Genomic DNA, 14,826 nt, shown 5'->3' on the forward strand with positions numbered 1-14,826 from the left:
CTCCTCTCAATTATGCTCTTTTAGGAGCAAGTATCAAAATCATATTCTTTCCTTCTAATTTAGCTGGTTTCTCTATCACACTTACATCTTCAAGTTTACTTGAAAAAGAATTTAATATACTGTAACCTACATGTGAATAATCAGCTTCTCTGCCTCTAAATCTAACAGTGACTTTAACTTTATCACCATCTAGTAAAAATTTTCTAGCATTATTTGCTTTTATGTTAATATCATGTTCTTCAATAGTAGGGCTTAATCTTATTTCTTTAATGTTTATAACTTTTTGCTTTTTCTTAGCTTCTTTATCTTTTTTAGTCTGCTCATACAAAAACTTACCAAAATCCATAATCTTACAAACAGGTGGAACGGCAGTTGGAGCTATAAGAACTAAATCTAGTTCTTTTTCTTCAGCTATTTTCAAAGCTTCTTTTGTTTGAAGAATTCCCAATGGTTCTCCATTATTATCAATTACTCTTACTTCTTTTTCACGTATTTCCTCGTTTAAAAGATAATCTTTATTAATAATTTTCACCTCCAAAATATTAATATAAATTAAAAAAAGGACAGCAAAAGCCGTCCTTTAAATAGCTCAACACTAAAAGTTAACCTATTAAAACCTCTTTAGCAAAGCCTCAAGGTGAGAAACGGCTGTTTCTACTTAATTCAACATTAACAATTTTATATTTTATTTCATAATTTGTCAATAGATTTTTATGATTTTATTTTTGATTTTATATTTTTACACATATTACATTTATCACAAAATTTAACCCTATCTCCAAATACACTTGTAATAGTATCTAAAATTTCTTTGTTGCTGCAATTTTCTTTACCATGAATTATTATATTTTTAGGTGCATTTGTAATAAGTGCACTTATAAGCATATCATCAATACTTATAGCTCCAGAAAATTTATCATCACTTAAATCACTAAATAATATATCCATTATATCATTCCCAAAACCATCTTGCAAAATATAATTTTCATTGCCTTCAATTATAATGTTGATTTTTTCTATTTTACTTTCTTGAAGATCTACAAAATATTTTAAAAGTTTTATAAATTCACTATATTCTTTTTCTACCATATAATTTTCTACTACTTTATCAATTATACTTTCTAAATCATTTATAAACTCTTTCATTCTAAATCTGATAAAACCATTTATGTTGATTTCTTTATTTTCTTCAATGCAATCTGTTATCTTTTGAATTATAGAATTTTTTCTATTTCTATAAAATACCATATTTTCATTTGTTATAGGTCCTTTATTTTTTAAAGCTTTTAAGCTTAAATTTTTAATTTCTTTAATTTCATCATACTTTAAAAAGAAATAAGTATTAGTTATAAAATTATGTATTTCTTTTTTGTAAAATTCATCAATAACTAAATCATATAAAATATCAGCCATATAAAAATTAAATATTTTTGTAAGCTTAGAATCATAAGCATTCTCATCACAAAATATCTTTAAGAAGTGAGTATTGTTATCTATGCTTTCTGAAAAGCCTACTGTTATGTTTCTTTCATTAAAATATTGCTTCATTTCACTTACTTTTTCTACTATATCTTCTTTAAATTTATCATATACAACTGTTAAAAGCAGCATATTTGATACACTCCCTTCTTATACTATTATGTGTTTAAAGAAAATGTATATGCAAAATTAATTAAACAATTATCGACAAAACTAAAATTATATAAATTTTTATAAATATAATTTTATAAAAATCTAATATTAATGCTTATCAAAATAAACTCTTATTTATAATATAAACATAAAAAATAATAGCAATTTCAAAATTACTATCTATAAAAATAAAATGTATATTCTATGCTTAGAATTATTATTTTATTAAATTCTCTATTGTATATTTATAATAAATATATTAATAAAACTTTCTGTAGTTGAAATAATTTATATTTAAATTTATATTTAATTGTAATAATGTTATTATATACAGGAGTTGAATTTATTATGAAAATTATTTTTATAGATTATAGAGCAACAAATGAGGAGAAAGAAAATTTAGGGAAATTAGGTTATAAAGTACTTACAGTTCCTCCTAACAATAATTTATATGAAGCTGTATGTGGACACCCTGATATGCTTTTACATGTATTAAATGAAAATACTATTATAGTACATAAAGATATGGATTTAAAATTTATTGATTTTCTAAAAAGTCAAAATATAAATGTTATTTTTTCAGAAAAAAGTTTAAGCAGTAATTACCCTTTAGATATAATTTTAAATGCAGTAAATTTAGATAATATTTTTATGCATAATATAAAATATACAGATAGTGTTTTACTTAAAATGATAAAACATAAAAAGATAATAAATGTTAAACAAGGTTATAGTAAATGTTCTACAGCAATTGTAAGAAATAATGCTGTAATGACAAGTGATAAAAAAATTGCAAAAAGTCTTTATGAAGAAGGAATTGATGTACTTTTATTGCCTCCTGGAGATATTTTGCTTCCCTATTTAAATTATGGATTTATAGGCGGGTGTTGTGGACTTTTAGAAGACAATATTATTGCTTTTTATGGCGATTTACACAATTATTTATATGGCAAAGATGTATTTGATTTTTTAAAAAAGCATAAAGTAGAACCTGTATTTTTAAGTAAAGGTAAACTTATAGATAGAGGAAGTATACTTACAATATAAAACAGTATTTACTATAGAAGTATTTATATTTTAAATCTTGCATTATAATATACTTGAACCATTGTAGTATACTTACAATATAAAATAAAGCAGTAACCAAAATACTAAATTATAATTTTGGTACTGCTTTATTTTTTAATATTATTATCATCTCACAAAGGTCTTTTTATTAAATATTTATCAATTATAGCTAATCTCTATCAAGTACTCCAGCATGTATCATGCTATCACTTGATACATGTAAAATAAAAAGTTCTTTATGTATAGATATAATAGAAATTTAAAAATACTATAAATTGTATAGTGGAAATTAATTTACAGCTTATTATGAATTAATAATATTATATATTAAAAACTATTTTAAAGAAACAAATAGAACTAAAATTACAGCTATAGATTATAGATTAATCATATTTATATATTAAAAAACTATATATAAATTAAAAAACTATATATTAAAATTTGTATATTAAAATATTAAAAAGCTGTTTTAAGATAAATCTTAAAACAGCTTTTGGAGGCGCCACCCAGATTTGAACTGGGGAATAAAGGTTTTGCAGACCTCTGCCTTACCACTTGGCTATAGCGCCATACTGGAGCGGAAGACGGGATTCGAACCCGCAACTTTCACCTTGGCAAGGTGACGCTCTACCATTGAGTCACTCCGGCAAAATGGTGGCCAGACCAGGAATCGAACCAGGGACACGAGGATTTTCAGTCCTCTGCTCTACCGACTGAGCTATCTGGCCTTAATATTATTAAATAAATGGCGACCCAGAAGGGGCTCGAACCCTCGACCTCCGGCGTGACAGGCCGGCACTCTAACCAACTGAGCCACTGGGCCATAGTGGTGGGCACAACAGGGCTCGAACCTGTGACCCTCTGCTTGTAAGGCAGATGCTCTCCCAGCTGAGCTATGCGCCCACTAATTATCACTTAAGACAATTAAAATTATATAATGTTAAAGTTGAATTGTCAATATGTTTTTTATTCAAAAGGCATTTTGTGATTGATTTATGATAATGTCTTCATTATATCGTAATTTATGTTGATAACTGGACAAAAATAATTAAAAAAGCACCAATAAAACTGGTGCTAATATTATAAAAATTTTGAAACATTTTTTAAAATGCTTGATATATGTTTTTATTTAAAAGACATTTTTGCTTGCTTTTATAAATATTACTTGCTTTTGTAAATATATTTTATGTAGAAAATTTTTAAATTTATCTATATAAAATATAATAATAAATATATAGATAAATAAATATATTTATATTTATTATTACATAGTTGCTTTTTTTAAAATCTCACCTATTTCTTTATTTGTAAATATATAAGAGGTATTACAGAAATGACATTTTACTTCTTCATCTTTGCCTTCGTTGTATATTTCTTCTAAATCTTTTTTTCCTATGCTTATAAGTGCTTTTTCTACTCTATCTCTTGAACAATCACATTTAAACTCTGGCTTAATACTATCTAATATATTTAAATTCATATCTTCAAATATAAAATTTAATATATCTTCAATAGTCATTCCTTTTTTAATAAGTTCAGTTATAGAAGGTATATCCTGAAGCCTATAAGTTATTAAATCTGCTGTAAGTTCATCAGCACCAGGCATCATCTGTATTATAAATCCTCCTGCAGCTTCTATACTTAAATCAGTTCCAACTAATACTCCAAGTCCTACTGCTGATGGAGTTTGTTCGGAAACAGTAAAATAATAAGCTAAATCGTCTCCTATTTCACCTGTATATATAGGAACTTGACCTACATAAGGCTCTTTCAATCCCATATCTCTTATAACAAGTAAGTTCCCATTTTTACCTATTGCTCCTCCAACATCTAATTTCCCTTTACTGTTTGCAGGAAGTTCTACAGATGGATTCCCAATATATCCTTTTACCTTTCCATTAGGATAAGCTGTTACTACAACTCCTTCTGCTTTTCCTCCTCCAGAAATTTGTATAGTTAAAGTTTCTTTTTCAGATTTTAACATAGCTCCCATAAGGCTCCCTGCTGTAAGCATTCTTCCTAAGGCTGCAGCTGCTGTAGCAGAACAATTATGTATTTTAGAAGCTTTATCTACAAGTTCTGTAGTTATAGCTCCAAATATTCTTATATTTCCATTTTGAGCTGTTGCTCTTACTAATTTATCAGCCATTTTTACCTCCTTACAAATAACAAATCGTAAAATAATTTTTACGATAATTATAAAAAATTTATCACAAATTTGTTTTCAAATATATTATTGTATATTATTGTTTATAAACTGCTTTAATTTTTTTTAAGTACATATACTATTCTTTCACATTCATCATCTATAGGAAGATTTTCATAATTATTTAATTTTTCAACAATTTTAAATCCTATATTTTTTAATAAATTATCTAAATAGTTTGTTGTATATGCTTTTTCTATATGTTCTTCATCAAATCTTTTATACAAATTATCTTCTTTTATAAAAAAAATTAAATTCATTTGAACTATATCATTTTCAGTAAAGTTATCCCATATATATACTACATTATCATTGTCAAAAGTAAAAGTATTATTTCCTAATATATTAATGAGTTTATAGTAAGAGTTAATATCAAAAATAAATATTCCATTGTTTTTCAAGTGATTATAAACTGAATTAAAATAAGCATTTAAGTCATTTTCTTCAATAATATAATTTGTAGAATCAAGACAGCAGGTTATAAGATCAAATTTACGATTTAAATTTAATTTTGATATATCCTGACATATAAATTTTGCTTTTATTTTTAAAGCTCTTAATTTTTCTTCTGCTTTTGTAAGCATTTGACTTGATAGATCTACAGCCCATGTATTTTTAAAATATCTAGATAATTCTAAAGTCATGTTTCCTGTACCACAAGCTAAATCAAGATAATCATTTCTTTCTAAATTTAATTTTTCACATATTTCTAAAATCTTGTCTGCCCATTTTTTATAATCTATATCTGAATTTATCAATTCATCATAAATATATGCAAACTCTTCATATTGACTCATTAAAATTTCTTCCTTTCTAAGCACAATTATGCTCAAAGTAAATAATATATATTTCTGCTGTATAAGTCAATATTATTTTTTTATATCCTCATATTTAAAATCTATATATCCATCATTCATAATAATTTCTTTATTTTTAGGAAGATTTAATTCTTTTTTCCTTTTTGTCATTATACCTCCTATACGTCCAGTTTCTTCTGCTGTCAAAGAACTCCATCCATATTTATCTACTTTATCACTTAAGCCTAGTTCTTCTGCTATTTCATATTTTATTGTCTCTCTAAGTTTTTCCATTTCAGTTAGTTCTCTATTAGACTTTAATTTTGCTTTAATAACTTTTTTAAGTGGTGTTTTACCCATAAATTTTATACCCCCTATTATATACTATATTTTTTATTTTTAACTTAGGGGATTATATTTATTCATATATAAAAATTTTAATCATTTTATTATTTTTTATGAATATATTATATAATTAATTATATTTTGTTGAGAATATTTCAAACAGTGTAAAGGAAATTTTTTAATGAATATATTATATAATTAACTCACAATAAGCTGTAAATTAATTTCCACTATACAATTTATACTGTTTCTAAATTTCTATTATATATAGTGATCAATATTTAATAAAAAGATTTTTTGCGAGATAATCACTATATTTAGATAATCATTATATTTATATCTATAAAAAATTTTTTATACTCTAATATATTTAGTATACTATACATATTATTTACAATAAAAAAAGATGGAGAAATTCCCCATCTAGAAAAGATGACAAGCTACAAAGTGATCTTTTTCAATTTCCTTAAATTCTGGTCTTTTTTCATGACAAATAGGTTTAGCATACTTACATCTAGCTGCAAATCTGCATCCTGGTTTTGGATTTATTGGACTTGGCACTTCTCCTTCAATAACAATTCTTTGCCTTTTCCTTTCTGTTTCAGGATCAGGAATAGGAATAGCTGATAAAAGTGCTTGAGTATAAGGGTGCAAAGGCTTATCATACAAAACATTACTACCTGCAAGTTCTACCATAGTACCTAAATACATAACTCCAACTCTGTCAGATATATGCTTAACCATAGAAAGATCATGGGCAATAAATAAATAAGTAAGTCCTAGCTCCTTTTGAAGATTAATAAGCAAATTTACAATTTGTGCTTGTATAGATACATCAAGAGCTGAAATAGGCTCATCGCATACAATAAACTCAGGTTCTATAGCAAGAGCTCTTGCTATACCTATTCTTTGTCTTTGACCTCCTGAAAATTCATGTGGAAATCTAGAGGCATGCTCTTTATTTAACCCTACAAGCTCTAAAAGTTTATATATTCTGTTAGTTCTTTCTTTTCCAGTATATAAGTTGTGTATGTCAATTCCTTCGCCAATAATATCTCCTACAGTCATTCTCGGATTTAATGAAGCATATGGATCTTGAAATATTATTTGTGCCCTTCTTGTAAATTTTTTCTTTTCTTTATGATTTAATTTATGAATATCTACACCATCAAATAATACTTTACCATCAGTTGCTTCATATAATCCCATTACAGTTCTGCCGCAAGTTGTTTTACCACAACCTGATTCTCCAACCAAACCTAATGTTTCACCTTTTTTTATATTAAAACTTACATCATCTACTGCTTTTAATACAGCATCTTTACCAACTTTAAAGTATTTTTTTAAATTTTTAACCTCAATTAGATTTTGTTCTGCCATTATTTTGCACCTCCTAATTCTTTAGGCATTTCTACTTTTGGTGCTAATGAATGTTTTAGCCAGCAAGAAACTTCATGGCTATCAGAAAGTTTTGTAACTTCTGGCATAGCTTCTCTACATATAGGCATTGCATATTCGCATCTTGATGCAAAAGGGCATCCTACTGGTGGCTTTATTAAATCCGGAGGAGTTCCTTTAATGGAATATAACTCTTTTTTATGTCCAGTGTCTAACCTTGGCACTGATTGAAGTAATGCCCAAGTATACGGATGCTGAGGTTTATAGAATATTTCATCTGTAGTTCCTCTTTCTATTATTTGACCTGCATACATAACTTGAATTCTATGTGCAACATCAGCAACTACTCCAAGGTCATGAGTTATAAGTATAACTGCAGTTCCAAGTTTAGCCTGAAGATCTGCAATAAGTTCCATTATTTGAGCTTGAATTGTTACATCAAGTGCTGTTGTTGGTTCATCAGCTATAAGTATTTTAGGATTGCATGCAAGTGCTATAGCAATCATAGCTCTTTGTCTCATACCGCCCGAAAATTCGTGAGGATATTGTTTTGCCCTTTTTTCTGCATTAGGTATATTAACAAGTTTAAGCATTTTAATTGCTTCACCCATAGCTTCATGTTTATTCATACCTCTATGAATTATTAAACTTTCTGCTATTTGCTTGCCAACTGTCATTGTTGGATTTAGAGATGTCATAGGATCTTGAAAAATCATACTTATCTCTGCGCCTCTTATATTTCTTAATTCTTTTTCAGGTAAATCCACCAAGTTTTTGCCATTAAATATTATTTCCGAACCTTTTTTTATTTCTCCTGGAGGGGTTTGTATAAGCCTCATTATAGATTTAGCTGTAACTGATTTACCACAACCAGACTCACCTACTACTGCTAAAGTTTCTCCTTTATTTAAGTAAAAATCTACACCTCTTACAGATTGAACTTCACCAGCGTAAGTATGATATGAAACTTTCAAATTTTTAACTTCTAATATTTTTTCCATTGCTATTTCCCCCCTATTGACGTAATTTTGGATCTAATGCATCTCTTAATCCATCGCCTAACAAGTTAAATGAAAGCATAGTTAAACTGATAAATAGTGCCGGGAAAAATAACTGATAAGGATAAAACTTCATATTTTGTTGTCCTGATTGAGCTAAAGCACCCCAACTTGTATTTGGAGATTTTACTCCTAAGCCTATATAGCTTAAAAAAGCTTCACCAAATATAAAAGATGGTATATCAAAAGTTATAGCTACAATCATAACTCCAATTGTGTTTGGAATTAAATGCTTTAAAATAATTCTATTTGAATTGGCACCAAGGGCTTGTGCTGCCAATACATATTCTTGTTCTTTTATTTGAAGAATTTGTCCTCTAACTAATCTTGCCATACCTACCCATCCAGTAATAGTCATTGCTATTATAAGTGGAAGAATGGCTCCTTTAATCTGAAGTTCTGAAAAAAGTATTGAAATAAGAATAACTACTATTAAGTAAGGAATACTACTTAATATTTCAACAATTCTCATCATTATATCATCAACAATACCACCGAAATAACCTGATATACCACCATATATAACTCCAACAAAAGTATCAATTATAGCTCCAAAAAAAGCTATAATTATAGATATTCTTCCACCTTTTGTTACTCTTGCAAAAAGATCACGTCCTAACATATCTGTACCAAACCAATGTACTTTATTAGGGCTTTGATTAATGTTAGAGGTATCCATAGCTTCAAATGAAAATTTAGTAATCATAGGTCCAAAAATGGTAATAAATATTATTAAAACCAGTATAATTAATGAAGCTATGGCAACTTTATTTTGCTTAAGTCTTCTCCAAGCGTCTTGCCAGTAAGTTATATTTGGTCTTAGAATTTCGTCAGCATTAGAATTTTCGCAACCAATAATTTGAAATTTTTCTTTACTTAATTCTGACATAATTCGCTCCTCCTATTTCTTTTCACCTGATATTCTTATTCTTGGATCTATTAGTCCGTATACAATATCAACAATAACTAATGAGAATATATAAAGTGCTGCAACAAAAATGGTTTGTCCCATTATCATAGTAAAATCTCTATCCGTTACACTGTTTACAAAGTAGGAGCCTAATCCTGGTATAGAAAATATTGTTTCTATTACAAAAGACCCAGTTAATACTCCAGCTATTTGAGGTCCTAATAATGTTATAGCTGGCAAAATAGCATTTCTTATAATATGTTTCCATGTTAATGAAATTTTTGATACGCCTTTAGCTTTTGCTGTTAATATATAATCCTGTCCTATTACATCTAAAGCATTAGCTCTCATATATCTAGCATAAGTAGCAATTGAACTAAAACTCATAGCAATAGAAGGCAGTATTGTATATTTAAAAGAACCATATCCTGTTGTAGGAAGTAATTTAAATTTAACAGTAAATGTGTATTGAAGAAGAGCCGCAACTACAAAGCTTGGTATAGAAACTCCAAGAAGTGCAATAAAAATAACTAAATAATCAGGCCATCTTCCTCTATTGAAAGCAGCTATAATTCCTAAAATACACCCTAACAAAAATCCTAATACTATAGATTGAATACCTATTCTTGCTGACTTAGGAGCATGTTCTTTTATAACATCGCTAACGTTTCTTCCTGCATATACCATAGATTCTCCTAAATCACCTTTTGCAACATTTTTAATATAAGTTAAATATTGTTCTGGAACTGATTTATCTAAACCATATTTAGCTCTAAAGTTTATTCTAGCCTGTTCTGGAAGTTTTTTTTGTCCAGTTGTCAGAGGATCTCCAGGCATTATATGCATAAGCATAAAGGTTATTGTTATTATTATAAATAATGTTACAAACATATATCCTATACGCTTTGCTATGAACTTTAGCATATTCATCCCTCCATAAAAATAAAATTTGTTGCCGCAGGATTATATCCCACAGCAACTTTAATACAATATTTTTTATTTTCCTCTGCCTTGAGTATAAGCATACTTAACTTCATATAATTGACCAAAATTTACAAGCATAAGATTTTTTACATAATTAGCTTCAAATATGTTGTATTTTCTGTAATTTACAGGAGAAGCTACAGCTTCATCAACTAAAAGAAGTTGTTCTGCTTGTTTAAATAATTCTGTTCTTTCAGCATCATCTTTAGCAGTTCTAGTTTTGTTTATAAGTTCATCATATTTAGCATTCTTCCAACCATTATTCATCTGTCCAGCGTTGCTAAGCCACATATCCATAAATGTCATTGGATCATTATAGTCAGCACCCCAAGCTAAACCTGCAAGCTGATATTCACCACTGTCAAGTCTTTTCATAAATTGGTTCCATTCCATATATTCTGGTTCTATTTTAACTCCTAGAGCATTTTGATATGCCTGTTGATAATATTCAGCAATTTCTTTTGTTTCAGCATCTGTTCCAGAGTTAATCATCTTTATAGTTATTTTAGATGGATCTTCAGGAAGTCCTAATTCCTTTAGTCCCTCTACAAGTAAAGCTTTAGGGTCTTTATATTTATCATAAGCAGCTTTTAATGGTTCAACCCCTGCAGCTTTTCTATATTCTTGATCTCCTATAAGAATTTCAAATGGTACCCATCCTAGTGCTGGTGAACCAAGTCCTTTGTAAATTGTTTTTACTATATCTTCTCTATTTAATGCTAATGAGAAAGCAAGTCTTACCTTAGGACTATTAAATGGGTTTACCTGACCATCAATTTTTGGTATTGTATTATAAGTCTGATAAACTACAGATCCATCATATCCTGTTAAATTAGTATATTTACCTGCTTTATTAAATTGATCTACATACTCTGGTTTTCTAACTCCTACAGCATCTATAGAACCATTTTCAAGTTCATTCATTCTTGCTGTTTCATCTTTTATAATTTTAAAATTAACTTTATCTAATTTAACATTGTCTTTATCCCAGTATTTTTCATTTTTTTCAAGAACTACATCACTTTGATGTGTCCAACTTGCAATTTTAAATGGTCCGTTTACAGGAAGAGTTTCTGCTTCTGTACCATATTTATCTCCATATTTTTCAACTATATCCTGTCTTTGAGGTAAAAATGTTTTAAATGAAGTTAATTGTAAGAAATATGGTACTGGCTGTTTTAATGTAAATTCAAGAGTATTATCATCTATTGCTTTTACTCCAACATCTTCTTTCTTACCTTTTCCTGAATTATATTCCTCTGCCCCTTTAATTGGGAATAAAAAGTATGCATACTGTGCTGCTGTATTAGGATCAAGTGTTCTTAAAATGCTGTAAACATAATCATTTGCTGTAACCTTTTTACCATCATACCATTCATAATCTCTAAGAGTAAATGTCCATTTTAAGCCATCTTCAGATGTTTTCCATTCTTTTGCTCCAGCTGGTGCAATGATTTCCTTACCATCTTTGTCTTTTTCAAGCCTTGTTAAACCTTCTGTTATTTCAATAAGTATTTGAGATGAATAAAGATCTGTTGCTTTTGACAAATCCATTGTTTTAGGTTCTGCCTTTAAAGTTAAATTTAAATACTGCTCCTTATCCATTTCTCCTGATGCAGCTTGATTATCAGTTCCTGCTTGAGGTGTTTTACTACCACAACCTGCAAACAAAGATGCAGTAAGAACTGTAGCAGCCATAACTGCGGCTAACATTTTTTTGCTTTTCATTTTATTTCCCCCTTTTAATTTATATATATATTTATATATGATATGTATTTCTACTTATCATATTATTTCATATAATAAGTATTTCTAATTATCATATTAACTATTCATGATAATTTTAATAATTATGAAATTATTAAAATATAAATGTTTAAGCTATGAAAATTCATAAATTTTTATGTCTTATTTTTTCATTTTTACATACTACCATACATTTTATATGTTGTCAACATTTGAATTTTCATGGTTTTATTACAGCAAAGTTATAAAAATCTGTTTGAAATTTTCTAATAATTGAATTAAAATTTTCTTATCTAAGCATCAATTGAATAATAAAAATTTAAATTTATTCATAGATATCATTATTTAAAATTTAATGTTAACATCTAACAAAATAATAATATTTATAATAATCTTTCTTGCTCTAAAAAATAAAATATATTTTTGTTTATATTTTATATATCTAATTCATCTTATTTATTATAAACTAAAAGTAAAAATATATAAAATAATTTAAAAATTATAGCACTTTAAAAAATTTTTCTAATATCATAATAATAATAGAAAGGAAATAATACTTTTATTATAATAAAAAATAAATAATAATTCTACTAAAATTTTATTTTAATTACAATTTTACAATTTAACATACAAAAGTATATATTTTTTTACATATAGATTATATAATATACTTATTATATATATTTTATAGTTTTTAGGAGGTATAAAACATGAAATTTAATGTAGCAATTGTTGGTTGCACAGGTATGGTTGGAAGAAAATTTATAGAAATATTAGAAGAAAGGGATTTTCCAATAGACAATTTATATCTTTTTGCTTCAAAACGTTCTGCTGGTACTTCTATTTCATTTAAAGATGAAAATATAATAGTAGAGGAACTAAAAGAAGATAATATAAAAAATAAATCTATTGATTTTGCTCTTTTCTCTGCTGGAGGAGATGTAAGTCTTGAATATGCACCTATATTTGCTAAATATAACGCCATTGTAATAGATAATAGTAGTGCTTGGAGAATGAATAAAGACGTTCCTTTAGTAGTTCCAGAGGTTAATCCTGAAGATATTAAATTAAATAAAGGTATAATAGCAAATCCTAATTGCTCAACAATACAAGCTGTAGTAGCTTTAAAACCTTTATATGATAAATATGGAATAAAAAGAATTATTTATTCTACTTATCAAGCAGTATCCGGTGCAGGTATGGGAGGATATAATGATTTAAAAGAAGGAATTAATGGTAAAGCACCAAAAAAATTCCCTTATCCAATAGCTAATAATGTTATTCCTCATATAGATACTTTTACAGAAAATGGATATACTAAAGAGGAACTTAAAATGATAAATGAAACTATAAAGATTATGCACGATGACAGTTTAAAAATAACTGCTACTACTGTAAGAGTTCCTGTTTATTACGGCCATAGTGAAAGTATTAATGTAGAATTAAAAAATGAATTTAACATAGAAGATATATTTAATCTTTATAAAAACTCTAAAGGTATTGTTTTAAAAGATGATGTTAATAATTTAGTTTATCCTATGCCATTAGAGGCAGAAGGACATGATGAAGTTTATGTGGGAAGAATAAGGAGAGATTTTAGTGTGGATAATGGTTTGAATTTATGGGTTGTTGCAGATAACATAAGGAAAGGTGCTGCACTAAACGCAATTCAGATTGCAGAATATATAATAAATGAAAGGAAAAAATCATAATCAACTGTGATTTTTTATAAATAATTAAGAAGGAGGCTAATTATATGAGTATTTTTAAAGGCAGTGGCGTAGCTATAGTTACACCTTTTAATGAATCTGGAGTTGATTTTAAAAAATTAGAAGAACTCTTAAATTGGCATGTAGAAAACGGCACTGACGCTATTATTGTATGTGGTACTACCGGTGAAGCTTCAACAATGACTGAAGCTGAAAAAAAAGAAACAATTAAATTTACTGTAGATGTAATAAAAAAGAGAATACCTGTAATAGCAGGAACTGGTACAAATAATACAAAAGCTTCTGTTTCCATGAGTAAATTTGCTGAAAGTGTTGGTGTAGACGGACTTTTAGTAATAACTCCTTATTATAACAAAACTACTCAAAAAGGACTTATTGAGCATTTTAAAGCTATATCTGAAAGTGTAAATCTTCCTATTATATTATATAATGTTCCATCAAGAACAGGCATGAATCTTGAACCTAAAACACTTAAAGCTCTTTGTGAATTTGAAAATATTAAAGCTATAAAAGAAGCTAGCGGAAATATAAGCCAAGTTGCTAAAATTAAAGCTCTTTGTGGTGATAGAATAGATATATATTCTGGAAATGATGATCAAGTAATTCCTATTATGTCCTTAGGAGGATTAGGGGTAATTTCAGTACTTGCTAATATTATACCTAAAGATATTCATGATATGTGCAAACTTTTCTTTGAAGGAAAATATGAAGATGCATTAAAAATACAGCTTAATACTTTAGCTTTAAGTGATGCTGTATTTATAGAAACAAATCCTATACCAATAAAAACTGCCATGAACCTTATGGGAATGAATGTAGGAAATTTAAGACTTCCTCTTTGTGAAATGTCTCCTGCTAATTTAGAAATTTTAAAGAAAGAACTTGTATCTTATGGATTAAAATTATCCCAATAAAAATATTTTAAATTATTACTTATACATGTACTACAAAT

At 27.6% G+C, this 14,826-nt stretch carries 13 protein-coding genes, 5 tRNA genes and 1 other annotated feature; of the genes, 3 read left to right on the forward strand and 15 right to left on the reverse strand.

Going from position 1 to position 14,826, the window contains the following annotated elements:
• Positions 1 to 10: 10 nt before the first annotated feature.
• Together infC and ytxC are read right to left on the reverse strand one after the other, a co-directional pair.
• Entirely contained in the window at positions 11 to 532 is a 522-nt protein-coding gene (gene infC / locus EGD97_RS03085; protein ID WP_078682364.1) for a translation initiation factor IF-3, read from the reverse strand.
• 17 nt (positions 533 to 549) lie between these two features.
• Positions 550 to 666 (reverse strand) — a sequence feature (ribosomal protein L20 leader region).
• Positions 667 to 711: 45 nt separating this feature from the next.
• Positions 712 to 1,611 (reverse strand): putative sporulation protein YtxC, encoded by a 900-nt coding sequence (gene ytxC / locus EGD97_RS03090; protein WP_078682365.1) that lies wholly within the window; start codon positions 1,609 to 1,611, stop codon positions 712 to 714.
• Between the two features lie 369 nt (positions 1,612 to 1,980).
• Between ytxC and EGD97_RS03095 the strand changes: the two genes are divergently transcribed.
• Entirely contained in the window at positions 1,981 to 2,679 is a 699-nt protein-coding gene (locus EGD97_RS03095; protein WP_127836476.1) for a DUF6873 family GME fold protein, read from the forward strand.
• A gap of 515 nt (positions 2,680 to 3,194) precedes the next feature.
• Here the strand turns inward: EGD97_RS03095 and EGD97_RS03100 are convergent.
• From EGD97_RS03100 to EGD97_RS03160, 13 genes are all read right to left on the reverse strand, one after another.
• Positions 3,195 to 3,269: transfer RNA gene (locus EGD97_RS03100), tRNA-Cys, on the reverse strand.
• A gap of 4 nt (positions 3,270 to 3,273) precedes the next feature.
• Positions 3,274 to 3,348, reverse strand: a tRNA-Gly gene (locus EGD97_RS03105).
• 4 nt (positions 3,349 to 3,352) lie between these two features.
• A tRNA-Phe gene (locus tag EGD97_RS03110) sits at positions 3,353 to 3,428 on the reverse strand.
• 18 nt (positions 3,429 to 3,446) lie between these two features.
• A tRNA-Asp gene (locus EGD97_RS03115) sits at positions 3,447 to 3,523 on the reverse strand.
• 4 nt (positions 3,524 to 3,527) lie between these two features.
• Positions 3,528 to 3,603: transfer RNA gene (locus EGD97_RS03120), tRNA-Val, on the reverse strand.
• A gap of 361 nt (positions 3,604 to 3,964) precedes the next feature.
• Positions 3,965 to 4,849, reverse strand: a complete 885-nt coding sequence (gene hslO, locus EGD97_RS03125) for an Hsp33 family molecular chaperone HslO (protein WP_078682367.1) — start codon at positions 4,847 to 4,849, stop codon at positions 3,965 to 3,967.
• Between the two features lie 113 nt (positions 4,850 to 4,962).
• Positions 4,963 to 5,703 (reverse strand): class I SAM-dependent DNA methyltransferase, encoded by a 741-nt coding sequence (locus tag EGD97_RS03130; RefSeq protein ID WP_078682368.1) that lies wholly within the window; start codon positions 5,701 to 5,703, stop codon positions 4,963 to 4,965.
• Between the two features lie 72 nt (positions 5,704 to 5,775).
• Positions 5,776 to 6,063, reverse strand: coding sequence for a small, acid-soluble spore protein, alpha/beta type (locus tag EGD97_RS03135; RefSeq protein WP_078682369.1), 288 nt, complete (start codon positions 6,061 to 6,063; stop codon positions 5,776 to 5,778).
• A 408-nt stretch (positions 6,064 to 6,471) separates the two neighbouring features.
• A complete protein-coding gene (locus EGD97_RS03140) occupies positions 6,472 to 7,428 on the reverse strand; it encodes an ABC transporter ATP-binding protein (protein WP_078682370.1) in 957 nt (318 codons plus the stop codon).
• Complete coding sequence (locus EGD97_RS03145) at positions 7,428 to 8,447, reverse strand: ABC transporter ATP-binding protein (protein ID WP_078682371.1); 1,020 nt, start codon at positions 8,445 to 8,447, stop codon at positions 7,428 to 7,430. Before EGD97_RS03145 ends, EGD97_RS03140 begins: the two co-directional genes overlap by 1 nt.
• Positions 8,448 to 8,460: 13 nt before the next feature.
• Positions 8,461 to 9,393 carry an ABC transporter permease gene (locus EGD97_RS03150; RefSeq protein WP_078682372.1) on the reverse strand — a complete coding sequence of 311 codons (933 nt, stop codon included), beginning with the start codon at positions 9,391 to 9,393 and terminating at the stop codon, positions 8,461 to 8,463.
• A 12-nt stretch (positions 9,394 to 9,405) separates the two neighbouring features.
• Entirely contained in the window at positions 9,406 to 10,338 is a 933-nt protein-coding gene (locus EGD97_RS03155; RefSeq protein ID WP_078682373.1) for an ABC transporter permease, read from the reverse strand.
• A gap of 72 nt (positions 10,339 to 10,410) precedes the next feature.
• Positions 10,411 to 12,126, reverse strand: coding sequence for a peptide ABC transporter substrate-binding protein (locus EGD97_RS03160; protein WP_078682374.1), 1,716 nt, complete (start codon positions 12,124 to 12,126; stop codon positions 10,411 to 10,413).
• 728 nt (positions 12,127 to 12,854) lie between these two features.
• On the opposite strand from EGD97_RS03160, the gene EGD97_RS03165 reads away from it, so the two are divergent.
• Together EGD97_RS03165 and dapA are read left to right on the forward strand one after the other, a co-directional pair.
• The gene (locus EGD97_RS03165; protein ID WP_078682375.1) at positions 12,855 to 13,856 is read left to right on the forward strand and encodes an aspartate-semialdehyde dehydrogenase; all 1,002 of its coding nucleotides are present in this window, start codon (positions 12,855 to 12,857) and stop codon (positions 13,854 to 13,856) included.
• A gap of 44 nt (positions 13,857 to 13,900) precedes the next feature.
• Complete coding sequence (dapA, locus tag EGD97_RS03170) at positions 13,901 to 14,788, forward strand: 4-hydroxy-tetrahydrodipicolinate synthase (protein WP_078682376.1); 888 nt, start codon at positions 13,901 to 13,903, stop codon at positions 14,786 to 14,788.
• Positions 14,789 to 14,826 lie beyond the last annotated feature (38 nt).

Origin of the sequence: Clostridium prolinivorans (assembly GCF_004011155.1) — a bacterium.
Lineage (GTDB): Bacteria > Bacillota > Clostridia > Clostridiales > Clostridiaceae > Clostridium_AT > Clostridium_AT prolinivorans.

Excerpts from the sequence above, each read along its gene's own strand:
- ytxC (WP_078682365.1), bottom strand. The coding sequence starts at position 1,611 with ATGCTGCTTTTAACAGTTGTATATGATAAATTTAAAGAAGATATAGTA.
- EGD97_RS03095 (WP_127836476.1), top strand. The coding sequence starts at position 1,981 with ATGAAAATTATTTTTATAGATTATAGAGCAACAAATGAGGAGAAAGAA.
- hslO (WP_078682367.1), bottom strand. The coding sequence starts at position 4,849 with ATGGCTGATAAATTAGTAAGAGCAACAGCTCAAAATGGAAATATAAGA.
- EGD97_RS03130 (WP_078682368.1), bottom strand. The coding sequence starts at position 5,703 with ATGAGTCAATATGAAGAGTTTGCATATATTTATGATGAATTGATAAAT.
- EGD97_RS03135 (WP_078682369.1), bottom strand. The coding sequence starts at position 6,063 with ATGGGTAAAACACCACTTAAAAAAGTTATTAAAGCAAAATTAAAGTCT.
- EGD97_RS03140 (WP_078682370.1), bottom strand. The coding sequence starts at position 7,428 with ATGGCAGAACAAAATCTAATTGAGGTTAAAAATTTAAAAAAATACTTT.
- EGD97_RS03145 (WP_078682371.1), bottom strand. The coding sequence starts at position 8,447 with ATGGAAAAAATATTAGAAGTTAAAAATTTGAAAGTTTCATATCATACT.
- EGD97_RS03150 (WP_078682372.1), bottom strand. The coding sequence starts at position 9,393 with ATGTCAGAATTAAGTAAAGAAAAATTTCAAATTATTGGTTGCGAAAAT.
- EGD97_RS03155 (WP_078682373.1), bottom strand. The coding sequence starts at position 10,338 with ATGCTAAAGTTCATAGCAAAGCGTATAGGATATATGTTTGTAACATTA.
- EGD97_RS03160 (WP_078682374.1), bottom strand. The coding sequence starts at position 12,126 with ATGAAAAGCAAAAAAATGTTAGCCGCAGTTATGGCTGCTACAGTTCTT.
- EGD97_RS03165 (WP_078682375.1), top strand. The coding sequence starts at position 12,855 with ATGAAATTTAATGTAGCAATTGTTGGTTGCACAGGTATGGTTGGAAGA.
- dapA (WP_078682376.1), top strand. The coding sequence starts at position 13,901 with ATGAGTATTTTTAAAGGCAGTGGCGTAGCTATAGTTACACCTTTTAAT.